A 23,464-nucleotide genomic window follows, 5' to 3' on the forward strand; every position below is an offset into this window, starting at 1 on the left:
GGCCGCCGCGTCCGCGTGCGCACCCGCGCTGCCCGCGGCCGACGCCGCCTGTCCCGCCGCGTCGGAGGCCCGGCCCGCCGCGTCAGCGGCCTGCGCTGCCAGCTCGGCGCTTTCGGCGATCTGACGGGCCTGGCGCGCCGCGTCCCTGGCGATATCGGCCTTGGTGTGGTCCCGGCCCGCCGCCACCGCGGCGTCCCGTGCCCGGGCCGCGGCCTGCCCGGCCACGACGGCCGCGGCCGCCGCCTTGCTCGCGGCGTTGGCCGCGACCCGCGACGCCTCGTTGGCCACGTTCGCCGCGCTGATCGCGGCCTGCGCGGCCTCCGCGGCCCGCTTCGCGCCCTCCGCCGCGCGCCCGGCCGCCTGGCCCGCCTTCGCCGCGTCCTTTTGCGCGTCTTCGGTTTCCTTCCGCGCCCGGTTGGCGGCTTCCTCCGCCCGCCGCGCCGCCGCGATGGCGGAGTCGGCCGCGTCCCGCGCCGCCTGCAGCTGGCTGGCCGCCCGTTCCCCGGCGTCCCGCGCCAGATCGGCAAGATGCTTGACGGACAGGACTTCCTGGTCGCGCTGCGCCGCCACTTGGTAGCCTTGGCGCAGGAACTCACGGATGTCCTGGATCGTGCCGTCCAATGCCCGTTGCGCGGCCTCCCACACCCGGGTGCCCTGGCCGGAATCGCGCATCAGCTGGCCGACGAGGTTGGTGTCGTCGGCGTCGCGGGCGGCCTCCTGGCCGGTGCTGAGAAAGTCGATCATGACGTCGACGTTGTCGCTGTCGATCGCCTTGCTGCCTTCGGCGCGCACGTTGCTGCCCGGCCGGGCGGCGGTCATCACCTGGCCGACCTTGACGGCGATGTCCGCCTTCCACGGCGCCTTCCAGCCCTCGTCGAGGAACTGCCGCCGGTCCGCCGGGGTCCCGTCGAACACCCGGCTGGCCGCGGTCCTGGTGTTCGCCCCGGCGATCAGCACCAGCTGGCCGATCCGGTTCCACACATCGTTGTCCGCCAGGCGATCCACGTCCGCGGTCAGGAACTTCCGGACGTCGTCGTCGGATCCGGTCAGCGCGGCGGCGGCACCGGCGATCACGCTCGGGCCACCGGCCTTCCACAGAGATAGCGCTTTCTCGCGGTCGCTCGGCTCGGCCCGCACCCCCGTCGATCCTGCCGCGACCGGATCGGCCAGCGCGGCGGGCGGATGGATCAGACCGGCCAGCACCGTGACCGTCAGCATGGCGATCGCCGAACCGCGGAACCCGCGCATGCGCGATCGAAGAATCCTCATTGGCTCAACCCCTCGTTCAGCATCGTGAACCCACGCCAAGAAGAAAGACCCGAATAACATTAGAGTCAGTAAATCAGCCACGCCGCGCAGTTGTGACCCCCATCACATCAGGTTAGTCCATCCAGAACCGCGTTCGACCGAATGACGCAGCCGGACGTTGTTGACAGACGCTCTCCGGCATGCCACCTTCCTGTTCCAGGGGTTCAAGAAAGCCTTCCCGCTGTGCGGAATTACTGGGCCGACGAATTTTCTTATCACTTTTCCACAAGGAGGCATCCCTATGCCCAAAAGATCGTGGCTGCTCGCCTGTTGTGCCGGACTTGCCGGTATCGCCCTGTTCGGCGCGAGTTCCGCCGCGGGCGCCGCACCGGCGCCCGCGGTCCACGCCGCCCCCGCCGACGACGTGCCCCCGCCGATCGTCGAGGACCACATCCATCCCGCGGCCGACCGGATCCTCGCCGAGCAGGGCGTCAAGCTCACCAACGGCGACGGCAACATCTTCCTCGTCCCGTGCCCCGCGGCACTGAGCGAAGCCCAGATGCTCGCCGACGACCTGATCCGGGTCCGGCGCAATCTCCAGCCCATGCTGTGTTTCCGGGAGACCGGTACCTACATCGGCAGCGAACTGAACATGGACATTCCCGGCGTCACCTTCGTCAAGGCGGCGGACCGAGTACTCCGGGTCACCTTCGCCGAACAGGACACGCCGATGAACATCACGAAAGGCGAGTGGACCCCGATCCCCGGCGACAAGGGCAGCACGCTGCGGAAAATGATGACGACCACCTGACGGCGGTATTGACACCATCCCGCGACGGAACCGGAATCCCGACCACCGGCCCGCCGAATTCGAACGCGCCCGAAAACGGTATCGCGTGCGTTCAAACCCATGCCATTCAGAATTCGTCCGTCATTGAGGAGTAGCTCGGTGAAACAATCACGTCGGCGGGCCACCCGGGCCCTGAGCGTGCTCGCGGTCGCGACGGCGGCCGCCGCGCTCACCGCGGCACCCGCCCATTCCCTCGGCACCGGGGAAGACGACTACGGAAGCGACTACGTCACCACCGTCGACTCCGGAAACGGCCGATCCTGCAGCGCCTCACTGCTCGCGAAACGCTGGATCGTCACCTCGGCGAGCTGTTTCGCCGACGACCCGGCCAATCCGTCGACCGTCAAGGCGGGTGCGCCGACCAGACCGGCGAGCACCCGCATCGGCCGCAACACCACCTTCGCCCCGGCGAGCTGGAACGGCTACGACGTCGACATCGTCTACCTCGTCCCGCGCGCCGACCGCGATCTCGTGCTCGCCAAGCTCGGCGAGGACGTGGACATGAGCCAGTACGCGCCGGTACGGCTGGGCACGGTCGCGGCGAAGGCGGGCGAAACCCTGGCCGTGCGCGGCTGGGGACGCACCACGGACCGCTGGGTGCCCGGCTCCCGGCAGAAGGGCACGATGACCGTCGACGGCACCACCGCGACCACGGTGGCCATGAGCGGGACCGCGACGATCTGCAAGGGCGACTCCGGCGGGCCCACCGTCCGCGAGACCGCTTCCGGACCGGAACTCGTCGCCGTGCACAGCCGTTCCTGGCAGCGTGGCTGCCTCTACGAGACCGAAACCCGCAACGGTGCCGTGGAGTCCCGTACCGACGACATCGCCGACTGGATCCACTCCTTCACCGACGTCCCCTGACCCCGCGCGAAAAGCGGACGGGGCCGGTCCACAGTGGAGTGTGGACCGGCCCCGTCCGGAGTCAAGCGCTTTTCGTTACGCGGCGCTCTTGCGGCGACGACGCACGAGCAGCAGCATCACGACACCGCCGATGAGCAGCACGGCGCCGATGGAGATCGGCAGGATCGCCGAAACACCGGTGTTGGGCAGCGAACCCTGCTCGGCCTGCGGGACGACCGACGGCGCGGTGGTCGGCGGGGCACTCGGGGTCGGCGGCGCGGTGGTGGCGCTCGGCGGGGTGCTGGTCTCGCTGGTCGGCGGGGTGACGGTGCCCGCGGCCCACTTCGCCGAGGCGCTGGCGCCGACGGTGGTCTTCTCCGACTGCGCGACGATCAGCGTCTGCGCCTTCTTCTTCTCGTAGTCCTTGCCGACGAACAGGCGGCCGGTGTCCAGGCTCCCGGAGGCCTTCAGCGCGAAGGAACCGTTGCCGTCCTTGGCGTCCTTCGGGACGTCGATGAACAGCTCGCTGCCGTCCTTGACGTCGGCGGACTTCAGCTCCTTGCCGTTGGCGTCGGTGATCTTGACACCCTCGGGCAGCTTGCTGGTCAGCTCGGTGATCTCACCGGTCGTGGCGACGGTGAACGGCCCGATCCGGGTGCCCGCCTTGCCCTCGGTCACCTTGGCGTTGATGTCCAGGGTCGGCTTGGGCTGGTCGGCGAGGCCGACGTTGTCCTTGCCGACCAGGTAGTCGTACAGCGCGAGAACGTCGTCGCTGTCGTCCTTGGAGTTACTCTCGATCGGGTGCGCCCGGTCGAGGTTCACGTTGTCACTGAAGTGCCACACCGCCGCCTGGGTCGCGGTGATGGCTTCCTTCGTGGACAGGCCGTTGTGGAACTTGACGTCCTTCTTGGTCAGCTCGCCCTCGATCGACTTGACGTCGTTCGACGGGTACGAGTGATGCAGGACCCAGTTGACCTTGTCGCGGTTCTGGTGGAACGGCGACTTCGGGTCCGGGTACTTGTCCCAAGCCCGCTCGACCATCGTCTGCTCTTTGTCGAGGTTGACGGTGAACTCGACACAGTAGACCTTGAGTGTGCCGCCACCCTTGAGCTGGAGATCGAAGAGCTGCGCGATCGGCGGCTTGTCGCCGCCCTTGTCGGCATTGATCTTGTAGCCCCAGTTGGCCGGGTTGTCACTGTTGGCCGTGCCCGAGGCCGGTCCAGCACTGGTGATCTCCGGATCCGCGCTCGCGAGGGGGGCGGCGGTGAGCAGTGCGACGGCAGTGCCGAGCACCGCGGCGCCACCCCGCATCAGACCTGACTTGCCGTGCATGTGTCTCCTAACCGAGTCGAACACGTATCCCCCCAGCCGCGTGACATCACGATCCCGACCACGACGGACACCTCTACCGAGTGACAGTTTCACTCACCCGATTCAGCGACACCGGAGCATACACAGGCCACACACAGGCATACTCGGGGTACCCCTACTTGCCTAGCGTGACCGAAAGAGTGACGGAAGGTGTCCAACGAATAGGACAAACCGCGCTAACAAACGGACTCGATCAAGTCACGTAGCTGAGACCTCGCGGTAACCCCGAGTTTCGGAAAACTCCGGTAGAGATGCGAGCCGACGGTGCGCGGGGAAAGGAACAGCCGCTCACCGATTTCCCGGTTGCTCAGGCCCTGGGCGGCGAGGCGGATGATGTGCTGCTGCTGCGGGGTCAGCGAGGTCAGCGCGTCCGGTGTGGCCGGTTCGGCATCGACACCCGCCGCGCGGAGTTCCCCCTGCGCGCGGTCGATCCACGGGCGCGCGCCGAGCCTGCGGAAGATCTCCGCCGCGGCGAGCAGTTTCGGGCGCGCGTCGGTGATGCGACGCCGCCGTCGCAGCCATTCCGCGTAGTCCAGCAGGATTTGCGCGCGTTCGAAAGGCCATTGCGCGGTCGCGGGATCGGCCAGTGCCTGCTCGAAATGCGACTCCGCGTCCTCGGGTTCGAGCAGCGCCCGTGCGCGGTGGATCAGCGCGCGCATCCGGGGCGAACGGTCTTCGGCGAGCCGCTTTTCCGCCCGCGCCACGATTTCCGCCGCCTCGGTCTCGTGCCCGGTGCGCGCGGCGGCCGCGGCGAGTTCGGCCAGCCCGGCATACGAGCACGCGTAGTGCGCGGGGTCGCCCTCGGCGGTGAACATCAGGCGGAACTGCTCGTACGCCGCCTCGTAGTCGCCTTCGGCCACCCCGGCCATGCCCAGTGCCCAGCGCAGCCGGACACCGACCGCCCTGCTGCGGTCCGGGTCCACAAGCGACAGTCCGGCCGACGCGACGGACCTGGCCTCGCCCGCGTCGCCGGTGAGGGCGAGCGCGGCGGCTTCGAGGGAACGTCCGGCGGCTTCGAGATGCGGCATGCCGGAACCGGCGGGCGTCGCGTTCTCCGCGGCCGTCCTGGCCTGCGCCCAGCGCCCGTGGTCGAGATAGGCCCAGCCCGCCGAACACCCCAGCCCGGCGGGCAGCGCGCCGCGCATCCGCCAGCGGTGCAGTGCCTCGTCGAAGATCCGCACCGCCTGCTCGGTCTCGTCGAGCAGCCAGGCCATCCCGCCGAGCGAGGTGAGCCGCCCCGGATCGGTCCCGGCCCGCTCCACCAGCGCGGGCAGCGCGGCAGCCAGCTCGGCCCGGCGCGGGACCGGGTCGGTCAGCGCGAGGACCCACGGATCGTCCCCGGCCAGCGCGCGGACGGCGAGCCGCTCCCGCTCGTCCCCGGCGTAGAACGCGGCCACCGCCGCCAGCGCGACCGCGGTCCGGTGCAGTGCCGGCACCTCCGCGGCGCGCAGCAGCAGGGACAACGCGGTGGCGTGCTCGGCGCTGAGCGTGAGCACCTGGCCGACCCGCAACGACGCCTCGGCCCTGAGCGCGTCGTCGTCGCTGCTCGCCTCGGCCTTCGCGGCCAGTTGCTCCACCCAGCGGGGTTGCCCGGTGTAGGCGGCGGCACCGGTCGCGGCCACCAGCCGCCGTGCGCGGTCGTGACGTCGGGGGCTCAGTTCGGCGGCCCGTTCCAGCGCGCTCGCCGCCGCCGCGTGCCCGCCGCGTTCGCGGGCCCGGCCCGCGGTTTCCTCCAGCGCGGCGGCGATCTCCTCGTCCGGCCCGTCGGCGGCGGCCGCGAGGTGCCACGCGCGGCGATCGGGCTCGCCGGCCAGGGACACGGCGAGCTCGCGGTGGGCACGCCGCCGCTCGGCCAGCGGCACGGAATGGTAGATCGCCGACCGGACGAGCGGATGCCGGAAACGGACGCGGCCGCCGGTGATCCGCAGCAGTCCGGCGGTTTCGGCGGGGGCGAGCGCCTCGACGTGCCCGGCCGCGGCCAGCTCGTCCACGGCGACCAGCAGCAACGCGTGCCGGGTCGCCTCGGGGAGGGCGCCGAGATCGGCGGCGAAGACCCGGGTCAGCCGGTCGGTCGGTGGCAGCGGGTCCTCGGCGGCGGGGTCTTCGTCCGCACTGTCGGTCCGCGCGAGTTCCACCAGGGCAAGGGGATTCCCCGCCGCCTGGTCGAGCACGCGCAGCCGGCGCCGCCCGGCGGGCGGACGTGGCTGGCGGTCCAGCAGCGCGTTCGCCGCCCGGACGTCGAGCGGTCCCAGCGGCAGCGCCGGGAAGCCGGCGAACCCGGCCGGATCCCGCGTCGCGGCGAGGACCGCGAGGGGTTCGTCCCCGACACGGCGGGCGGCGAAGGCGAGCAGCTCGCGCGAACCCGCGTCGATCCACTGCAGGTCGTCGGCGACGACCAGCACCGGGGACCGCGCGGCGAGATCGGACAGCAGAGCGAGCAGCGCGACGCCGATGAGCAGCCGATCCGGGGTGCCGGTGGCTTCGAGGCCGACGGCGCCGAGCAGCGCGGAACGCTGCCGCCCTGGCAGGGCCGCGACGTCGCCGAGGACCGGCCGCAGCAGCTGGTGCAGCCCGGCGAAGGGCAGGTGCCGCTCGGTCTCGCCGCCGGTCATCCGGAGCACGCGGCCCTCGTGCGCGCCCGCCGCCAGCTCCAGCAGCGCGCTCTTGCCCGAACCCGGTTCTCCCGTCACGATCAGCACACCGCCGGTGAGACCGAGCACGGCCGCGGTTTCGGCGTCCCGCCCGAACATGGTCACCTTGCGACTGTATCCCCGGGTGCAGTCACGTGACCGATACCGCCGGGGCCCGCCGGTCCGCAGGCTGGACGCATGGAAACCATGACGCTTGGAGACGTCGACATCACCCGCGTCGTCGAGCTGCCCACGCGGGGCCTCTCCCGCGAGTTCGTCTTCCCGGACGTGGCCATCGAGCACTGGCGCGAGCACGAACACTGGCTCGCGCCCGAGTTCCTCGACCCGGCCGCCGACCAGGTCCGCACGCAGATCCAGACCTGGCTGCTGCGCAGCGAGGGCAAGACGATCCTGGTCGACACCGGCATCGGCAACGGCCGGGAACGCCCGTACATGCCGTTCTTCGCCCACCTCGACACGGACTACCTCGGCGAGCTCGCCGCCGCCGGTGTCCGGCCGGAGGACGTCGACGTGGTGATCTGCACGCATGTGCACGGCGATCACGTCGGCTGGAACACCCGGCTCGTGGACCGCGAGTGGCAGCCGACGTTCCCGAACGCCCAGTACCTGATCGCGCGCGCCGACTTCGACTACTGGAACCCGGAAAACGGCGTCAAAACCCGCTCCGGACGGGCCTCGCAGAACGTGTTCGAGGACAGCGTCGCGCCGGTCCACCGGGCCGGGCAGACGGTGCTGTGGGAGGGCGACGGCTACGACGTCGACGCCAACCTGCGCATCGAACCGGCACCGGGGCACACGCCGGGGTCCTCGGTGGTGCAGCTGCGTTCGGGGACCGATCGCGCGGTCTTCGTCGGGGACCTGCTGCACAGCCCGTTGCAGATCGCCGAACCGGACTGCGGGCCGTGCTTCGACGAGGACGAGGCGCAGGCGCGGATCGCGCGGCGGCGGGTGCTGGCGCGGGCGGCGGACGAGCACGCGTTGTTCTTCCCGGCGCACTTCCCCGGGGCGGGCGCGGCTCAGGTCCGGCGCGAGGGCGGGAACTTCGCGGTGCAGGAGTGGGCGACGTGGCGGTGAGCGTGTTCCGGAACCTCACCTACGCCGCCGCGCCGACCGGTGCCGCGCGGTTCGCCGCGCCGACCCCGGTGGACGACGTGACCGGCTACGACGGGCTCGGACCGACCGCTCCCGCTCCACCGCGCGAGTTCCCGGCCGACCTGAGCCCGGTGATCGGACCGGGCTGGCAGCGCGGCGAGGACTATCTGACGCTCAACGTCTGGACGCCGTCGCGGACGGGCAGCGCGCCGGTCATGGTCTTCGTGCACGGCGGCGGATTCGTCTCGGGCACCGGACAGGCGCCGCTGTACGACGGCACCGCGTTCGCCCGCGACGGCGTCGTGCTGGTGACGCTGAACTACCGGCTCGGCGCGCCCGGCTGGCTCGACCTGCCCGGCGCGCCGCGCAACCGCGGACTGCTGGACGTCATCGCCGCGCTCGGGTGGGTGCGGCGGCACATCGCGGACTTCGGCGGCGATCCCGGCCAGGTCACGGTGTTCGGGCAGTCGGCGGGCGCGATGCTGGTCAGCGCGCTACTGGTGACGCCCGAGGCCGACGGGCTGTTCCGGCGCGCGATCAGCCAGAGCGGCGGGCTCGTCACGATGACCGGCGAGGAGGCCGCGGAAACCACGGCGGCGCTGGCCGACCGGCTCGGCATTCCGTCCACTGTGGACGCCTTCGCGGCGGTCCCGGACGAACGGCTCGTCGCCGAACTCGCCGAGCTTCCCGCGCCCGCCGGCCGGGTCACCCCGCTGGGCGTGGTGCTCGACGAGGCGCCGGTGCCGCTGCCGGTGGACGTCCTCGCCGGCACGAACTCGCAGGAGTCGGGAATCTACGGCGGCCCGGAAAAGGGCGCGGCGGTCGACACCATGTTCCGCGACGGGCGGGAACGGCTGCTCTCCTTGTACGACAAGGCGTTCACCTACGAGTTCGACTGGCGCGGCGGACCGTTCGGCGCCTGCCACACCGCCGAGCTCCCGTTCGTGTTCGACAATACGGAGCTGCCCGCGCTGCGCGCCACGAACGGCCTGCTCGGCCCGGAGATCCCGCCGGGGCTCGCGGCGGAGATGCACGGCGCCTGGATCCGCTTCGCCAAGACCGGTGACCCCGGCTGGGCCGGCAACCACCGCTTCGCCTGACGCCATGCGCCCCAATGTGGCGTTCGGTGCGTCCAACGCACCGAACGCCACATTCGCCGCGGATTCAAGACCGGACGCGCAGCGTCTCCGTTGAGGGTGGCGGCGGGGGCAAGGGTGGAGCACCCAATGCCACATTGGGGCGCTCGACGCCGGGGAATCAGCCGGTGAAGTCGACGCACATGCCGACGATGTAGCGGTTGGTGCCGATCTTCAACCAGCGGTCGTCGGTGCGCTTGCACGCGGTGTACTTGCCGCCGGTCACGGCCGGCGGGTGGACGCAGACCTTCGCGCCCTTGTTGACCTGGCCGACGGCGGTGGCGCTGGTCTTCGGCGCGGTGCGGATCTTGATGGTCTCGGCGGCCTTCCAGCGGCAGTCGGTGCCCGCCGCGGCGGTGGCAGCGGGCGCCGGGGCCGGAGCGGCGAGGGCGGGTGCGGCGAACGCCATCGAAGCGACGAACGCCGTCGCTCCCGCGACCCCGACGCGGGACAGGATCTTCATCGTGGAACTCCTCGTTTCACTGCTGTTGGGCAAAGCAGCGGGTGAGAGCCCCCGAGTGTCTGTCCGGTTCCTCCGGTTCGCACATTGTGAGATGCCTCGCGTTCACTTGCCGTCCACCAGCGCGGCGATCTCGTCGCGGGCCTGGCTGACGATGTCCCGCATCGCCCGCTCGGCGCGGTCCGCGTCGCCATCGGCGATCGACCCGGCGACCTCCAGATGCAGGGCGATGGCCTCGGGCTGCGGCTCCTCGGGCATCAGGCCGTGCCCGGTCCGGCCTGCGAGGACCTCGGCGACCACTTCGGACAGTTGCGCGAACATCGGGTTGCCGGACGCGGCAAGCAGCAGGTCGTGGAACGCGACGTCGTGCCGGAGGAAGACGTCGAGGTCACCGGACTTCGCCGTGCGCGCCAGCCGCTCCCCCAGCGCGGACAGCCGCCCGCGTTCCTCCGGCGTCGCGCGCAGTGCCGCGAACCGCGCGGCACAGGGCTCGATCCCCGAGCGCAGTTCGGTGAGGGTACGCAGCGCCTCGGGACGGCCGGGGCCGTCGAGCTGCCAGCGGATCAGGCGCGGGTCGTAGTGGTTCCACTCCGCGGGGTCACGGACGATCACGCCGACGCGGCGCCTGCTGCTGGTCAGCCGCATCGTCTCCAGCACGCGGACGACCTCGCGGGCCACGGTGCGCGAAGCACCGAACCGCTCTTGAAGCTCGTCAGACCGCAGCACCGACCCCGGCGCCAGCGCCCCGTTGACGATGGCGACGCCGAGCGCGTCGAGCACTTCCTCGTGCCTGTCGTTCCCCATTAGCTCAACCTAGCGAACTGACTCGATTAAGTAGTACTTTTTCTTGATTAAGTAGTACTTTTGGGTTGTACTCTCCGAGCACAGCGCCGTGAACACAAAGACGTGGGAGGTAAGGCGATGACCGTCATCGCGGTGATGGGCGTGTCCGGTTCGGGAAAGACGACCGTGGGCACCGCACTGGCCGAGGCGCTCGGCGTCGACTACGCGGAGGCGGACTCGTTCCATCCCCGGGCGAACATCGACAAGATGACCTCGGGCGTCCCGCTGACCGACGAGGATCGCGCGCCCTGGCTCGAAGCGATCGCCGCGTGGATCCGCGAGCACCAGGAGACCGGCGGCGTGGTGACCTCCTCCGCCCTCAAACGCCGCTACCGGGACGTGCTGCGCACCGGCGGCGAGGTCTGGTTCCTGCACCTCGACGGCGACCGCGCGACGCTCGCCGAGCGCATGAAGACCCGTCGCGGCCACTTCATGCCGGTGTCCCTTTTGGACTCCCAGCTGGCCGACCTGGAAGCGCTCGAACCCGACGAGCCGGGCCGCGTCTTCGACATCCACGACACCCCAGCCGAGATCGTCGAAGCCGGTCTCGCTGCCTTCAAGGGACGCGCATGACCATCCTCGCCGCCGGGTGGACCGGCCACGACACCCGCCTCATCGGCGCCACGGTGCTCGCCATCGCGCTGATCGTCGTGCTGATCACCAAGGTCAAGCTGCACCCGTTCCTCGCGCTGATCCTCGGTTCCGGCGTACTCGGCCTCGTCGCCGGGATGCCGGTGGACAAGCTGCTCAAGAGCTTCTCCGGCGGCGTCGGCTCCACCGTCGCGTCGGTCGGCGTGCTCATCGCGCTCGGCGCCATGCTGGGCAAGCTGCTGGCCGACTCCGGCGGCGCCGACCAGATCGTCGACACCGTCCTCGGCAAGGTGCGCGGACGCGGCCTGCCGTGGGCGATGGCGCTGGTCGCCGCGCTGATCGGGCTGCCGATGTTCTTCGAAATCGGCCTGGTCATGCTCATCCCGGTGGTGCTGCTCGCCGCCAAGCGCAGCGGGAAACCGGTGCTGCTGCTGGGGATTCCCGCACTGGCCGGGCTGTCGGTGCTGCACGGTCTCGTCCCGCCGCACCCCGGCCCGCTGGCCGCCGCCGGTGCGCTGAACGCCAACGTCGGCATCACACTGGCGTTCGGCCTGCTCGTCGGCATCCCCACCGTGGTCATCGCCGGGCCGCTGTTCGGCCGCCTCGCCGCGCGCATGGTGCCGGACGCGACGCCGCCCGCGCGGCTCGTCCCGGAACGGGAAAGCGACGACAAACCACGCCCGAGCTTCGCCGCCACGCTGTCGGTGGTGCTGCTGCCGGTGGTGCTCATGCTGGCGAAGGCGCTCTCGGACATCTTGCTGGGCAAGGAAAACCACCTGCGCCGGGTGCTCGACTTCATCGGCGACCCGCTGGTCGCGCTGCTCGCTGCGGTGCTGGTGGCGATGATCGTGCTGGGCCGCCCCGCCGGGCTGAACCGCGCCAAGCTGTCCGAGACGATCGGCGACTCGCTCGGTCCGATCGCCGGGATCATGCTCATCGTCGGCGCGGGCGGCGGGTTCAAGCAGACCCTCGTCGACGCCGGGGTCGGCGACGTCATCACCGGCCTGGCCAAGGGCGCGAACCTCTCCCCGCTGCTGCTGGGCTGGCTGGTCGCGGTCGCGATCCGGCTCGCCACCGGCTCGGCCACCGTCGCGACGGTCTCGGCGGCGGGCATCGTCGCGCCGCTCGCGGCCACCATGGACCCCAGCCACAGCGCGCTGCTGGTGCTCGCGATCGGGGCCGGGTCGCTGTTCCTCTCGCACGTCAACGACGCCGGGTTCTGGCTGGTCAAGGAGTACTTCGGGATGTCGGTCGGCCAGACGCTGAAGAGCTGGTCGGCGATGGAGACGCTGATCTCGGTGGTCGCGATCGCGCTGATTCTCCCGTTGTCGGCTTTGGTCTAGGCGGCGTTCACCTGGTACTGCCAGGATCGGGCGAGACGCCGAGGTACGGGAGGCCCCGATGTGGACCCTGTCCGGTTTCGCCGACGAGATCTCGCCCGATCCGGAAGTGCAGTGCCGCGTGCTGACCGAACTCGGCGTCGGGTACGTCGAGTTCCGCGGCGCGTGGGATACGAACGTGCTCGACCTCGACGATGCCCAACTGGGCCGGGTCCGCGACCTGCTGGCCGGGCACGGCCTCGGTGTGTCGTCGATCGGCTCGCCGATTGGCAAGATCGGGATCCACGACGACTTCGCCGCGCACCTGCGCCGGTTCGACCGCGCGCTGACCGTCGCGCGGCTGCTCGAAGCGCCGTATGTCCGGATCTTCTCGTTCTTCCTGCCGCCCGGCGAGGCTCCGGGTGACCACCGCGACGAGGTGCTGCGGCGGATGGCGGCGCTCGCCGCGCTGGCCGAGGGCCACGACGTGATCCTGCTGCACGAGAACGAAAAGGCCATCTACGGGGACGTCCCGGAGCGCTGCCTGGACATCGTGGAGTCCGTCGGCTCGCCCCGGCTGCGGCTGGCCTGGGACGCCGCCAACTTCGTCCAATGTGGACTACGGCCGCACGGTGACGGCTACGCGCTGCTGCGCCCGCATCTCGAATACGTCCAGATCAAGGACGCGATACTGGCGACCGGTGAGGTGGTGCCCGCCGGGGAGGGCGACGGCGAGGTACGGGAGACGATCCGCGCGTTGCGTGGCGACGGCTTCGACGGGTTCTTCTCGCTGGAGCCACACCTCGCCGAGGCCGGGCGGATGGGCGGTTTCAGCGGGCCCGAACTGTTCGGCGTCGCGCACCAGGCGTTCGTCGGGCTCCTGTCCGCCGAAGGGATCGAGTACCGGTGAGCGCACTGCGGTTCGCGGTGCTCGGCTGCGGTGTCATCGGTGAGAAGCACGCGGAGTCGATCGCGGCGGTCGGCGAGCTCGTCCTCGCGGTGGACGAACTCGCCGGACGCGCCGCGAAACTCGCCGGTGCGCACGGCGCCGCGTTCACCACCTCGGTGTCCGAGGCGTTGTCCCGCGCGGACATCGACGCGGTCGCGGTGTGCACGCCGAGCGGGACGCACGCGGACCTCGCCGTCGCGGCGCTGCGCGCGGGAAAGCACGTGGTCGTCGAGAAACCGGTGGACGTCGGCCTCGAAGCCACCGACCGCCTGCTGCGGGCCGAGCGCGAGTCGGGCCGGACCGTGACGGTGATCAGCCAGCACCGCTTCGACGCCTCCAGCGCGCACGTGCGGCGCGCGATCGAGGACGGTGCCTTCGGGCGGCTCACCTCGGGCGTGGCGAGCATCGCCTGGTGGCGGAGCCAGGAGTACTACGACTCGGGCGGCTGGCGGGGCACCCTGGCGCTCGACGGCGGTGGCGCGCTGATGAACCAGGGCATCCACACCGTCGATCTGCTGGTGTGGCTGCTCGGCGAGCCGGTGGAGGTGTTCGCGTGGACCACGCGCCTCGCCCACGAACGCATCGAGGTCGAGGACGTCGCCACCGCCACGATCCGGTTCGCCGGCGGCGCGCTCGGTGTCGTGCACGGGACGACCGCGGCCTGGCCGGGGCTGACCGCGCGGCTGCAGATCCACGGTGACCGGGGTTCGGCGGTGATCGACGACGACCGGCTCGTCACGTTCCACACCGCCGACGGTGCCGCGCCGCCGGTGGTGAGCGGGCCACCGAGCGGCGGCGCGGGCGCGGATCCCGCCGCGCTGTCGGAGGCGCACACCGATCAGTATCGCGACTTCGTCGACGCGGTCGAGCGGGGCAGGCCACCGCTGGTCACCGTCGCCGAGGCCCGTCGCACGCTCGCGGTGATCCTCGCGATCTACGAATCGGCGCGGATCAACGCTCCCGTGCGACTTCGATAGTCCATTGTGGAGTTTCGGGGAAGGTGATCCCGGTCAGCCGTTCCGAGACCTCCCACAGGCGGCGCACAGCCTCGGCGTCCCGCGCCGAGCGGCCTACCCTCGGTTCGTCAACGGCGGCATCGTCCAGCCCGAACTGCGCGGCGCCCGCCCGCTCTCGTAGGTCAGGACGAGCCGGCGCGCAAAGCCTCGGCGAGCCTTTCGTAGCCGGGCGCCAGCTGCCGCAGGATCGTCGCGGCCGCCGCGAAATCACCGGTCACCATCGGGTACTGCAGGGCCCCGGCCAAGCGGGCCTGACCGGTGGCGACGGCGGCCGCCGCGTCCAGCCCGAGCGAGGCCAGGCAGGTGGCGGCGTCGGCGAGGCGACGGGCACCGAGCCGGATGGCGAAGTGCACCAGGTGGTCGTGGATCTCGTCCGGGAGCCCCGCTTCGACCTGCTCGGCGAGGCGCTCGACGGCCGCCACGCCACCCAGCGTGCCGGGCGGCACCGCCAGATCCGCGCGCCCGGTCAGCCACCGGATCGCCGATGGCAGCGATCGGCGCAGCGCCTCGGACTCGGATACCTTGTCCCGCACGGAAAACCCGGTGCGCAGCCGATACCCGGAATCGAGGTAGGACACTCCCGCACCACGCCAGGCGTCGAGGAACGCGCCGACCGGCAACGTCGCGTACGGATGGCCGTGCGGATCGTGCAGCACCACGGTGCCGTCCCGGATGGCGAGCACGACCACGTAGTGGTCGGCGACGTAGTCGGCCGGTGTCCCCGGCTGGTGGAGCAGCAGGCTCATGTCCAGCGGCCCGGCGAGCACCGGGCCCTCCGCGAGCGCCGCGGTCAGCCGCGCCCGCGCCTCACCGGCGTCGCGGCCGTCGCTGCGGTGACAGGTCCAGCCGAGCAGGTCGATCGCGGCGTCCAGCCCGATCTCCGGCGACCAGCCGTACGGATCGAAAAACGGCAATGTGCCTTCGAACAGCGCGAACCCGAACGGCGCGCCGGTGAGCACCTCGAGTACCCGCGGTGGCGGCGAACTCTCCCCCAGCATCATCGCGAGCGAGCTCGCATAGCAGTACGGGCCGGAACCGAGGTAGGCGGTCATGAACGCCAGTAGAGCAGATTTCCCGCGAATTCGGGAGTATGTAAGTGTTCCGGCGAAAGCGGGGGGCGAGCCGGGGTGGGTGCGTTGTTCCCAGGAAGCACATGGCCTGGTTGCGTCGCTGTCCACCGTGAATCATCGACGGGGTGAAAAGAACAACGCAGTGACACCGAGTTCTACGACTGGGCAGCCGGGGACCTCCTGCTCCACGACGACGCCGACCCGCGGCATCGCGTAGCGCACAGCGCCGAGGAGGACAAGTTACGAGGTCCACGCAAGGCTTGACCCGATGACTGCCAGACACGTCGACCGGTTTCTCTTACACGCCAACGAACGGTGCCGGTTCACCGAACCGGTCAGCCGACGGCGACATCGAGGAATTCCCCGAGTTCGATCCCAGACGACGTTTCATCGAGGCAACTTCATCACGCAAAAGCGGCGACCTCCCCATGCACACGCTCAAGCTCCGCCACCACGCCACCAGCTCGTCATACGACGGCCGAACCCCTTCTCCCACAACAAAATCATCCACAAACCCACCATCACAAGCAAAGGGCCCGAATGGTCACTTCACCCGATCGTGTCGAACTTAGGTTCGATATCCGGCGTAAGGTGGAGGCGTGTCCAGGAACCTGCCCACCCAGGAATCGCCACCACTGTGGCGGTTGTCCGGTCGCGAACTCGCCGATGAGGTGCGTGCGCGACTGGAAGCCTTGTGGCGCCTGGACGCCGAACTCGGCCAGCTGCTGATGGAGGTCGATTCTCGCGGGGTGTCCGAGCTGTACGGCTACGGGTCCACCGCGGCATGGTTCGCACACATGGGGCGGATGTCGCGTGGTGAAGCCAAGAAGCATCTTGATCGTGCGCGTGGACTGAATCCTGGTCGTCACGTCGACGGTACCGAAACACCCGCCGCCGCGCCAGCGACCGGAGCGGCCGCACTCGCCGGGGAGATCGGACCACACCATATCGGCAGGATTGTGGGGTTCCTGAAGAAGATTCCAGCAGGTGTGTCCGAAGAGGACAGATCAAGTGCGGAGAAGATCCTGGTGGAGCTGGCGCGTCAGGCGACACCACACGAGGTCGACAAAGCCGCCGACGAGATCCTGGCCCGCATGGACCAGGACGGAAAAGAACCGAAAGACCCGGACCCCTCCGAACGCAAACCCGAACTGCGGGTGCAGCAACGGAAGGACGGCTGGTTCGACATCGACGGCCAGCTCGACCCCATCACCGGGACCCGGCTGAGCACCATCCTCGACCCGCTGGCAACTCCTCGGCCCGCCGGGGAAGACAAGTGGCCCGACCTACGGACCACGTCCCAGCGGTACGGGGAAGCGTTCGGTGAGGCCATCGCGATGCTGGCCAACGTGCCGGACGTGCCCGGCGGCGACCGCGCCCACCTGGTGGTCACGGTCAGCCTGACCGACCTCAAGACCAAGCTCGGCACCGCCTGCCTGGACATGGTCAGCGAACTGACCGCCACCGAGACACGGATGCTCGCCTGCGACTGCCAGATCATCCCCGCAGTGCTGGGCTCGAAGGGTGAACCACTCGATCTGGGCAGGGCGAAGCGTTTGGTCACCCCGGCGCTGCGCAAAGCGCTGATCATCCGGGACCGAGGATGCGCTTTCCCCGGCTGCCACCGAAAACCCAGACACTGCGATGCCCACCACCTGATCGAGTGGGCACACGGCGGACTGACGGTTCTCCGGAATCTCGTGCTGCTCTGCTCAGCGCATCATCGACTACTCCACAGTTCACCATGGACAGTCCACATCGCCGAAGACGGGATACCCACCTTCGTCCCGCCCGACTACGTGGACCCCTTACGCAGCCCCAGAAGGAACAACCTCCACCACCCATCACCGAAAGCGAGGTCACAACCATGAACGGCGCGCGCTTACACACCGGGGCGCGTCCACGCGGCCCCCATGTCAGAGGCGAGCAACCGCGCACTGTTTTCTCCGGCGAGAGCGTACGGGCCACCGGCATGGAGTGCTCGCCGAATCAGTTCGGCTACTACCGGCTCGTGAGGTTGAACATCCAGCTGATCCCGAACCGGTCCACCAGCGAGCCCGCCTCGTCTCCCCACACCTGCTTTGCCAGGGGCAGCGTCACGGTACCGCCGACGGACAGTTTCTCGAAACAGTCGCGAAGCTCGTCATCGTCGCCGTCGAGGAAGACCGCGACGTTGTTGCCCGGCCGGTACGGCGGATGCCCCGGCCGGTCGTCCGGAATGTCCCATGCCATCAGCGTGTACCCGGCGGCGGTGTCGAGCCGGGCGTGCATGACCCGGTCACCGTCGGCCGAGTCCGGTGAGCCGAAGTCCGCGACCGTGCCCACTTCGAGATCGCCACCGAACACGTCCCGGTAGAACTCCATCGCCTGCCGCGCGTTGCCGTTGAACGTGATGCACGGGTTGAGCTGAGATCCCATTCGAACGTTCCTCCGTGGCGTGACCGTCGGCCTGCCCAATGGTCGTTCCGGTCACCCTCCCAGGGAAACACGACACCCTCTGTCGTGTTTCACGAGGCGTTCGATCACCTGCTCACCCGGCCAGCCGCAGCAGCGCCTCTTCGGACGCCGAGCCCGGATCGGCCTGATAGAGCCACAACTGGAGTTCGGGGTGCTCGGGGAGGGACAGCACGTGCTGGTGCACCGTGAGGTCGCCCGCCACCGGATGCCGGAAACGCTTGACCGCGCTGCCCTTGCGGTGGACGTCGTGCCGTGCCCAGAGGCGGCGGAACGACGCGCTGCGCGCGGACAGCTCGCCGATCAGCTCGGCCATCCGCGGCGCGTACGGTCCGGGCCCGGCCGCCGCCCGCAGGGTCGCCACGGTGCAGCGAGCTAACTGGTCGGTGTCGGGCACGAACCCGGCGATATCCCCGTCGAGGAAAGCCATCCGGGCCAGGTTGTCGCGTAAGGACAGTCCGGCATAGAGCGCGTCGGCCAGGTCGTTGCGGGCGACCACGTCCATCCAGGGCGTGACCAGCATCGCCGGTACGCCCAGCCAGCGCCGGACCAGATCGCCGAGTGCGTCCCGGGCCCGTTCGGGGATCGCGTCACGGAGCACCGTTTCGCGGGATGCGAGGTCGCGCAGGTGTTTCCGCCCGTCGACGTCGAGCCGCAGGACCCTGGCGAGCGCGTCGAGTACCGAGGACGACGGGTGCTTCTCCCGGCCCTGTTCCAGCTGGACGTAGTAGTCCGTGCTCATCCCGGCCAGGAGCGCGACCTCCTCGCGACGCAACCCGGGGACCTGTCGCGCTCCCCCTGGTTCGAGTCCGACGTCTCGCGGGCGCACGAGGGCGCGACGCGCGCGAAGGAACTCGCCGAGGGCGTGCGACCGGTTCACCACCTCCACGGTACCCGCGGCCGCCGGTCCGGGACTGGGTGTGCTGGCACCACCCCGAACCGGCGGGGCGCTCGTAGCGTCGCCAACGTTCGACACATCGGCTGGGACAGGAGAAACATGTACGTGGTGACAGGCGCCACCGGACGCACGGGGCGTGTGGTGGTGGACGAGCTTCTCCGTGCGGGAAAACGGGTCCGGGCGATCGGGCGCAGCGCGCGCACCCTGGAGCCGTTGCGCGTGGACGGTGCCGGGACCGTCGTGGCCGAGCCCACCGACCGTGCCGCGCTCACCGAGGCGTTCACGGGCGCGGACGGCGTGTACCTGATGGTCCAGCCCAACTACATCCCCGACAGCCCCGACTTCCCGGCCCACCAGCGCGCCATCGTCGACGCCATGACCGCGGCCCTGTCCTCGGCCGGAGCGGCACGGATCGTGACGCTCAGCAGCTGGGGCGCGGACAAGGCCGGCGGCACCGGGCCGGTGGCCGGGCTGCACTACCTCGAAGAGCGCGTCAACACGCTCGGCGCGGCGGTGAGGCATCTGCGGGCCGGGTACTTCATGGAGAACCTGCTCGGCCAGCTCGAAAACGTCCGCACCGGTCACGTCGTCGCCGCGCCGTTCGACCCTGGGATCGCGCTGCCGTTCGTCGCCGCCGCGGACATCGGCCGGGCCGCCGCGCGCTGTCTGACCGGCGAAACCACCGCCGTTCCCGGCACGCCGGAGATCCTCGAACTGCACGGCGAGCGTGACCTGACCATGCGTGAGGTCACCGCCGTGATCAGCGCGCTCACCGCCCGGCCGGACCTCCGCTACGTCCGGCAGACGGTGGCGGAGTTCGCGGCGGAGCAGCGGCGCGCGGGCGTGTCGGAGAACGTCGTCGGCCTCATGGTCGAGGTCGCGCACGCCATCAACTCCGGCCATACCGCCACGCGCCAGCCCCGGACTGCACGGACGACCACGCCCACCAGTATCGAAACCTTCGTCACCGAGGTGCTGCTTCCCGCACTGGGTTCGCGGGTACCGTGAGCGCATGACGACCTGGCACGACGTCGAGCGGGCGGCGCCGGAGTTCGCGCGGCGGGTGCGGGCGCTGTTCGACGCCCACAAGCACAAGACGATCGCCACCCTGCGCGCGGACGGGTCGCCCCGGATCTCCGGGATCGAGGCGGACTTCGAGGACGGCGAACTGGCCTTCGGCTCGATGCCGGTCGCGCGCAAGGGCGCGGATCTCCGGCGGGACCCGCGGTTCGCCCTGCACAGCGCCACGGTCGACCCGGTCGAGGGTGCCGAGGCGCACTGGCCGGGCGAGGCGAAGATCTCCGGGCGCGCGATCGCCGGGCCCGCCACCGAGGACGGCGACCGCTTCCGCGCCGACATCGCCGAGGTGGTGCACACCCACCTCGACGAGAAGGCCACGAAACTCGTCGTCGAATGGTGGACCCCGGCGCACGGGCTGCGCCGGGCGGAACGCGAGTAGCGCGCTCACTCCCAGGTCGCGGTCTCCGGGTCCACGCCGTGTGCCCTGGCGTTCGCGAAGATCACGTCACGCAGCCACGAGGTCAGGCCGGGTGCCAGGCCGTCGTAGTGCGAGACGTACCCGGGGTCGTCGACGAACATCCGCCCGATACACGCCTGCATCGCGTGCGTGCAGTCGAAGTACCCGGAGAGCACCGCGCGATGCCGCTCCGCGAGGGCGGTCGCCTCGGCGGAGCCGGGGACGACACCGGCCCGTTTCGCCGCGGCGAAGTCACGCTCCAGGTCGTGGGTGGTGTCCGCGATCCGCTGCCAGTCGGCCGGTGTCCGCTCGGCCGCGCGTTCGGCGTACTGCGCCCACTGCGCGGTGTCACCCCAGCGTTCCTCGGCCTCGTCGACCCAGCCGGGCTGCCAGTCGTCGCCGAAGATCTCGACCTGCTGCTCCGGCGTCAGCCGCATCCCGGTGCGCGAGGCCTCCAGCATGCGGTCGACCGCGCCGACCATGGTCTCCAGCCGGGAAATGCGCGCCACCAGCTCGGACCGTTGCCGCCGCAGATGATCCCGTGCGTCGACGTCCGGGTCGTCGAGGAGCCGGCCGATCTCGGCGAGCGGAAAGCCCAGCTCCCGGTAGACGAGAACGCGGTGGATCCTGGCGACGTCGTCACCGGAGTACAGCCGGTAACCCGACCAGGTCCGCCCGCTCGGGCGGACGAGGCCGATGCCGTCCCAGTGGTGCAGCGTCTTCACACTCACCCCGACGAGCGTGGCCGTGCGGCCCACGGTCAGTCCGTCGGTTTCCTGGGCAGGGGCGTCATTCGGCACCTGCCCAGTGTCTCGCACGACGCCGGGACCCGCCCAGCGCGACGAGCACCACCAGCGCGAGCAGTGACGTACCCGTCAGCAGCAGCATCGCCGCCCGGTTCCCGGCGGGGAACGTCGCCGCGTTCAGCGCGCCGCCGCCGAACGCGCGGAACACCGTCATGCCCACCGCGAGGCCGATCGCGCCGCCAAAGTTGTGGAACGTCCAGCTGGCACCCACGGCGAGCCCGGACGAGCCCGGCGGCACCGCGGACAGCGCCATGACCGCGGACGGCCCGAGCACGCTCGCCCAGCCGACGCCCATCAGCACGAACGCGACCACGACGTACCCGGTCCCGGTGTCCGCGCCGAACCGGGACTGGAGCAGCGCCGAGCCCGCGAACGCGGCGAACCCGGTCACCAGCACGGCGCGCGGACCGAAACGGTCGACGACCCGGCCGGCGAACGGCGACAGCACCGCGACGGTCGCGGTGGCGGGCAGCAGCATCAGCCCGATGGCCAGCTCCCCCGCGCCCCGCACCACGCTCAGGTACAGCGGCATCAGGAACAACGCCGTCGTGTAGAAGAACGCCAGCGCGAACTCCGCGGTCACCGCGCTGAGGAACCGCCGCCCGGCGAGCAGCCGGAACGGGATCAGCGGATGCGCGGACCGCCGGTCGACGAGCACGAACGCGGTCAGCGCCACGACGCCGACCCCGAGCGAGCCGAGCACCTGCCACGAGCCCCAGCCGTAGGTGTCGTCGAAGGTGACGCCGAAGATCAGCCCGGCCAGGCCGGGCATGAGCAGCAGCAGGCCCGGCCAGTCGAGCCCCGCGTCCTCGCCCCGCGACTCCGCGAGGCTGACCGCGCAGATCGCCAGCGCGACCAGCACCAGCGGCACGTTGACCAGGAACACCCAGTGCCAGCCGAGCGCGCCGACGAGCAGCCCGCCGAGCATCGGCCCGGCCGCGAGGCCGATGCCGTTGACCGCGAACAGCGTCCCGATCGCCCTGCCCCGCTGTGCCTCGGGGAACGCGCCCGCGACGATGGTGCTGGAGCTGGTGTAGAGCACGGCGCACGCGGCACCCTGCAGGAACCGGAACACGATCAGCGGCACCACCCCGGTCACCAGCCCGGCGCCGAGCGACGACAGTCCGAAAAGGACAGCCCCGAGGTACAGGACACGGCGGCGGCCGCAGCGGTCGGACAGCCTGCCCGCGGCCACCATGAACATGGACAGCGCGACGACGAAGACGTTGACCGCCAGCTGGGTCTGCGTCACCGTCGCGCCCAGCTCGCGGCGGATCTGCGGGGCGGCCGTGTTGACGATCGTGAGGTCGATGCAGCCGAGGAAACTGAGGATGCCGACGCCGGTCAGCACCCCCCACTTCCGGCTCGTCGTGGTGTTCATGAACGCCACTGTGGCCGCGGCGGCGGGGCGTACCCAGACCCGGCTGTTCCTAGGACTGGCAGGGTCTGGTTAGCACCGCCGAGGGGCACGCATACTCGGATCATGAACGCACTCGGCGAATTCCTCCAGGCCCGCCGGGCGCAGGTGCGTCCCGAAGAGGTCGGCCTGCCCCCGCTGGGCGAGCGCCGTCGTGTCCCTGGCCTGCGGCGGGAGGAGCTCGCCCAGCTCGCGGGCATCAGCGCGTCCTACTACACCCGGCTCGAACAGGGCCAGTCCCGTGGCGCCTCACCGGGCGTGCTCGACGCCATCGCCGAGGTGCTGCGGCTCGACCGGGACGAACGGGAGCACCTCCGCAGGCTCGCCACCACGCCCCGGCGCGCGAAGGCCGCGAAGCCGGCGCCGGAGCGGGTGAGCCCGGCGACGCTGGACCTGCTGCGGCTGATGGCCGACGTGCCCGCGCTCGTGCAGGGCCGCCGCACCGACGTGCTGGCCTGGAACGCGCTCGGGCACGCGCTGCTGGCCGGGCACCTCGACGCCGCCGCGCCCGAAAGCCGGGTCACCCGGCCGAACACGGCCAGGATGGTCTTCCTCGACGCGCACAGCCGCGAGCTGTACGCCGACTGGCCACGCAAGGCCCGCGCGGTGGTCGGGAACCTGCGGCTGGCCGTGGGCCGCTATCCCGAGGACAGCGCGCTGGCCGCGCTGATCGGCGAGCTGTCGATGAAGAGCCCCGAGTTCGCGGCCCTGTGGGCCGATCACCGGATCCGGCCCTGCGAGGCCGCCGCGTACGAGCTGCGGCATCCGCTCGTCGGCGGGCTCACCCTCACCCAGCAGACCTTCGACGTCGCCCGCGCGCCGGAGCAGGTCCTGGTCACCTTGACCGCGCCGCCCGGTTCGGCGTCGCACCACGCGCTGACCCTGCTCGCGCGCACCGCGACGCCCGCGCTCGACCCGACTTCCGGCGGGTTCCGGGCGGGAACGCCGTGCGGTACACCGAGGATGAGCTGAC

The 23,464-nt window shown here is 70.7% G+C and carries 22 protein-coding genes; 12 read left to right on the forward strand and 10 right to left on the reverse strand.

The window, feature by feature from the left end; genetic code table 11:
- Nucleotides 1–1,269, reverse strand: a 1,269-nt coding sequence (locus ABD987_RS43940) for an ALF repeat-containing protein (protein ID WP_345408883.1), incomplete at its 3' end; no start/stop codon positions are given.
- 280 nt (nt 1,270–1,549) lie between these two features.
- Here ABD987_RS43940 and ABD987_RS43945 point away from each other — a divergent pair.
- A complete protein-coding gene (locus tag ABD987_RS43945) occupies nt 1,550–2,059 on the forward strand; it encodes a hypothetical protein (protein ID WP_345408885.1) in 510 nt (169 codons plus the stop codon).
- Nucleotides 2,060–2,197: 138 nt separating this feature from the next.
- Nucleotides 2,198–2,962 carry a trypsin-like serine protease gene (locus tag ABD987_RS43950; protein WP_345408887.1) on the forward strand — a complete coding sequence of 255 codons (765 nt, stop codon included), beginning with the start codon at nt 2,198–2,200 and terminating at the stop codon, nt 2,960–2,962.
- Nucleotides 2,963–3,037: 75 nt separating this feature from the next.
- On the opposite strand, the gene ABD987_RS43955 is transcribed toward ABD987_RS43950, so the two are convergent.
- Together ABD987_RS43955 and ABD987_RS43960 are read right to left on the reverse strand one after the other, a co-directional pair.
- The gene (locus ABD987_RS43955; RefSeq protein ID WP_345408889.1) at nt 3,038–4,273 is read right to left on the reverse strand and encodes a thioester domain-containing protein; all 1,236 of its coding nucleotides are present in this window, start codon (nt 4,271–4,273) and stop codon (nt 3,038–3,040) included.
- Between the two features lie 215 nt (nt 4,274–4,488).
- Nucleotides 4,489–7,062: a helix-turn-helix transcriptional regulator gene (locus ABD987_RS43960; RefSeq protein ID WP_345408950.1), complete on the reverse strand. Its 2,574-nt coding sequence runs from the start codon at nt 7,060–7,062 to the stop codon at nt 4,489–4,491.
- 78 nt (nt 7,063–7,140) lie between these two features.
- On the opposite strand from ABD987_RS43960, the gene ABD987_RS43965 reads away from it, so the two are divergent.
- Together ABD987_RS43965 and ABD987_RS43970 are read left to right on the forward strand one after the other, a co-directional pair.
- Entirely contained in the window at nt 7,141–8,037 is an 897-nt protein-coding gene (locus tag ABD987_RS43965; RefSeq protein WP_345408891.1) for an MBL fold metallo-hydrolase, read from the forward strand.
- Nucleotides 8,028–9,155 (forward strand): carboxylesterase family protein, encoded by a 1,128-nt coding sequence (locus tag ABD987_RS43970; protein ID WP_345408893.1) that lies wholly within the window; start codon nt 8,028–8,030, stop codon nt 9,153–9,155. Before ABD987_RS43965 ends, ABD987_RS43970 begins: the two co-directional genes overlap by 10 nt.
- Before the next feature lie 157 nt (nt 9,156–9,312).
- Here ABD987_RS43970 and ABD987_RS43975 read toward each other — a convergent pair whose 3' ends face one another.
- Together ABD987_RS43975 and ABD987_RS43980 are read right to left on the reverse strand one after the other, a co-directional pair.
- Complete coding sequence (locus ABD987_RS43975) at nt 9,313–9,654, reverse strand: SH3 domain-containing protein (protein ID WP_345408895.1); 342 nt, start codon at nt 9,652–9,654, stop codon at nt 9,313–9,315.
- 102 nt (nt 9,655–9,756) lie between these two features.
- On the reverse strand, nt 9,757–10,455 hold the full coding sequence (locus tag ABD987_RS43980; protein ID WP_345408897.1) for a FadR/GntR family transcriptional regulator: 699 nt from the start codon (nt 10,453–10,455) through the stop codon (nt 9,757–9,759).
- Nucleotides 10,456–10,572: 117 nt separating this feature from the next.
- Between ABD987_RS43980 and ABD987_RS43985 the strand changes: the two genes are divergently transcribed.
- From ABD987_RS43985 to ABD987_RS44000, 4 genes are read left to right on the forward strand one after another with little or no spacing between them, the layout of a single operon-like run.
- Nucleotides 10,573–11,067, forward strand: a complete 495-nt coding sequence (locus ABD987_RS43985; protein WP_345408899.1) for a gluconokinase — start codon at nt 10,573–10,575, stop codon at nt 11,065–11,067.
- Entirely contained in the window at nt 11,064–12,428 is a 1,365-nt protein-coding gene (locus tag ABD987_RS43990) for a GntT/GntP/DsdX family permease (protein WP_345408901.1), read from the forward strand. Before ABD987_RS43985 ends, ABD987_RS43990 begins: the two co-directional genes overlap by 4 nt.
- A 58-nt stretch (nt 12,429–12,486) precedes the next feature.
- Nucleotides 12,487–13,314 (forward strand): sugar phosphate isomerase/epimerase family protein, encoded by an 828-nt coding sequence (locus tag ABD987_RS43995; protein WP_345408903.1) that lies wholly within the window; start codon nt 12,487–12,489, stop codon nt 13,312–13,314.
- Nucleotides 13,311–14,330, forward strand: coding sequence for a Gfo/Idh/MocA family protein (locus ABD987_RS44000; RefSeq protein ID WP_345408905.1), 1,020 nt, complete (start codon nt 13,311–13,313; stop codon nt 14,328–14,330). The genes ABD987_RS43995 and ABD987_RS44000 overlap by 4 nt, the downstream gene beginning before the upstream one ends.
- A 161-nt stretch (nt 14,331–14,491) precedes the next feature.
- On the opposite strand, the gene ABD987_RS44005 is transcribed toward ABD987_RS44000, so the two are convergent.
- The gene (locus ABD987_RS44005; RefSeq protein WP_345408907.1) at nt 14,492–15,421 is read right to left on the reverse strand and encodes a hypothetical protein; all 930 of its coding nucleotides are present in this window, start codon (nt 15,419–15,421) and stop codon (nt 14,492–14,494) included.
- Nucleotides 15,422–16,038: 617 nt separating this feature from the next.
- Here ABD987_RS44005 and ABD987_RS44010 point away from each other — a divergent pair.
- Nucleotides 16,039–17,310, forward strand: a complete 1,272-nt coding sequence (locus ABD987_RS44010) for an HNH endonuclease signature motif containing protein (protein ID WP_345408909.1) — start codon at nt 16,039–16,041, stop codon at nt 17,308–17,310.
- Between the two features lie 130 nt (nt 17,311–17,440).
- On the opposite strand, the gene ABD987_RS44015 is transcribed toward ABD987_RS44010, so the two are convergent.
- Together ABD987_RS44015 and ABD987_RS44020 are read right to left on the reverse strand one after the other, a co-directional pair.
- Nucleotides 17,441–17,857, reverse strand: coding sequence for a VOC family protein (locus ABD987_RS44015; protein ID WP_345408911.1), 417 nt, complete (start codon nt 17,855–17,857; stop codon nt 17,441–17,443).
- Nucleotides 17,858–17,969: 112 nt separating this feature from the next.
- Complete coding sequence (locus ABD987_RS44020; RefSeq protein ID WP_345408913.1) at nt 17,970–18,773, reverse strand: helix-turn-helix domain-containing protein; 804 nt, start codon at nt 18,771–18,773, stop codon at nt 17,970–17,972.
- A 117-nt stretch (nt 18,774–18,890) separates the two neighbouring features.
- On the opposite strand from ABD987_RS44020, the gene ABD987_RS44025 reads away from it, so the two are divergent.
- Complete coding sequence (locus tag ABD987_RS44025; protein ID WP_345408915.1) at nt 18,891–19,799, forward strand: NmrA family NAD(P)-binding protein; 909 nt, start codon at nt 18,891–18,893, stop codon at nt 19,797–19,799.
- A 4-nt stretch (nt 19,800–19,803) separates the two neighbouring features.
- The gene (locus tag ABD987_RS44030) at nt 19,804–20,250 is read left to right on the forward strand and encodes a pyridoxamine 5'-phosphate oxidase family protein (protein WP_345408917.1); all 447 of its coding nucleotides are present in this window, start codon (nt 19,804–19,806) and stop codon (nt 20,248–20,250) included.
- Nucleotides 20,251–20,255: 5 nt separating this feature from the next.
- On the opposite strand, the gene ABD987_RS44035 is transcribed toward ABD987_RS44030, so the two are convergent.
- Both ABD987_RS44035 and ABD987_RS44040 read right to left on the reverse strand, forming a co-directional pair.
- A complete protein-coding gene (locus tag ABD987_RS44035; protein ID WP_345408919.1) occupies nt 20,256–21,068 on the reverse strand; it encodes a MerR family transcriptional regulator in 813 nt (270 codons plus the stop codon).
- Nucleotides 21,058–22,455, reverse strand: coding sequence for an MFS transporter (locus ABD987_RS44040; RefSeq protein WP_345408921.1), 1,398 nt, complete (start codon nt 22,453–22,455; stop codon nt 21,058–21,060). The genes ABD987_RS44035 and ABD987_RS44040 overlap by 11 nt, the downstream gene beginning before the upstream one ends.
- A 102-nt stretch (nt 22,456–22,557) precedes the next feature.
- Here ABD987_RS44040 and ABD987_RS44045 point away from each other — a divergent pair, with 102 nt between their 5' ends.
- Nucleotides 22,558–23,463, forward strand: coding sequence for a helix-turn-helix domain-containing protein (locus ABD987_RS44045; RefSeq protein WP_345408924.1), 906 nt, complete (start codon nt 22,558–22,560; stop codon nt 23,461–23,463).
- Nucleotide 23,464 lies beyond the last annotated feature (1 nt).

The sequence above is a fragment of the Amycolatopsis samaneae genome (assembly GCF_039541975.1).
GTDB lineage: Bacteria > Actinomycetota > Actinomycetes > Mycobacteriales > Pseudonocardiaceae > Amycolatopsis > Amycolatopsis samaneae.

Coding starts and splice junctions, on each gene's coding strand:
- ABD987_RS43985 (WP_345408899.1), top strand. CDS start 10,573: ATGACCGTCATCGCGGTGATGGGCGTGTCCGGTTCGGGAAAGACGACC.
- ABD987_RS43945 (WP_345408885.1), top strand. CDS start 1,550: ATGCCCAAAAGATCGTGGCTGCTCGCCTGTTGTGCCGGACTTGCCGGT.
- ABD987_RS44025 (WP_345408915.1), top strand. CDS start 18,891: ATGTACGTGGTGACAGGCGCCACCGGACGCACGGGGCGTGTGGTGGTG.
- ABD987_RS43960 (WP_345408950.1), bottom strand. CDS start 7,062: ATGTTCGGGCGGGACGCCGAAACCGCGGCCGTGCTCGGTCTCACCGGC.
- ABD987_RS44040 (WP_345408921.1), bottom strand. CDS start 22,455: ATGAACACCACGACGAGCCGGAAGTGGGGGGTGCTGACCGGCGTCGGC.
- ABD987_RS43995 (WP_345408903.1), top strand. CDS start 12,487: ATGTGGACCCTGTCCGGTTTCGCCGACGAGATCTCGCCCGATCCGGAA.
- ABD987_RS44030 (WP_345408917.1), top strand. CDS start 19,804: ATGACGACCTGGCACGACGTCGAGCGGGCGGCGCCGGAGTTCGCGCGG.
- ABD987_RS44015 (WP_345408911.1), bottom strand. CDS start 17,857: ATGGGATCTCAGCTCAACCCGTGCATCACGTTCAACGGCAACGCGCGG.
- ABD987_RS43980 (WP_345408897.1), bottom strand. CDS start 10,455: ATGGGGAACGACAGGCACGAGGAAGTGCTCGACGCGCTCGGCGTCGCC.
- ABD987_RS43965 (WP_345408891.1), top strand. CDS start 7,141: ATGGAAACCATGACGCTTGGAGACGTCGACATCACCCGCGTCGTCGAG.
- ABD987_RS43990 (WP_345408901.1), top strand. CDS start 11,064: ATGACCATCCTCGCCGCCGGGTGGACCGGCCACGACACCCGCCTCATC.
- ABD987_RS43955 (WP_345408889.1), bottom strand. CDS start 4,273: ATGCACGGCAAGTCAGGTCTGATGCGGGGTGGCGCCGCGGTGCTCGGC.
- ABD987_RS43975 (WP_345408895.1), bottom strand. CDS start 9,654: ATGAAGATCCTGTCCCGCGTCGGGGTCGCGGGAGCGACGGCGTTCGTC.
- ABD987_RS44045 (WP_345408924.1), top strand. CDS start 22,558: ATGAACGCACTCGGCGAATTCCTCCAGGCCCGCCGGGCGCAGGTGCGT.
- ABD987_RS44005 (WP_345408907.1), bottom strand. CDS start 15,421: ATGACCGCCTACCTCGGTTCCGGCCCGTACTGCTATGCGAGCTCGCTC.